Origin of the sequence: Dietzia sp. DQ11-44 (genome assembly GCF_014145205.1) — a bacterium.
Classification (GTDB): Bacteria; Actinomycetota; Actinomycetes; order Mycobacteriales; family Mycobacteriaceae; genus Dietzia; species Dietzia natronolimnaea.
The window spans coordinates 1-290 of sequence record NZ_JAALEC010000671.1 but is presented as its reverse complement, the minus strand read 5'-3'; the positions used below and the strand labels follow the sequence as shown (position 1 = coordinate 290).

Below are 290 nucleotides of genomic sequence, written 5' to 3'. Positions count from 1 at the left end.
TGGCGCTGCCGTTGGCCGACGACTCGGTCCTGTACGTGGAGCCCATCTACACCCAGCGCAAGGACCAGGACTCGGCGTTCCCGCGGTTGCTGCGCGTGATGGTCTCCTATGACCGCGCGGTGGGTTATGCGCCCACGCTCTACGAGGCACTGCGCCAGGTGGGCATCGAGGCCGACCCGGACGTCGTGCGGATCGACGAGAGCGGTGCGGCCGAGGCCGAGGCGGAGGGTGAGGTCGCGGGCGCGTCCCGGCCGAGCGTTCCGCGCCCGGCGGCGCCCGCCACCGGCGGA

The 290-nt window shown here is 73.1% G+C and carries 1 protein-coding gene; it reads left to right on the top strand.

Annotation, left to right across the window (positions count from 1 at the left end):
* On the top strand, positions 1-290 hold a 290-nt coding region (locus G6018_RS15365; RefSeq protein ID WP_182640082.1), incomplete at both ends, for a hypothetical protein.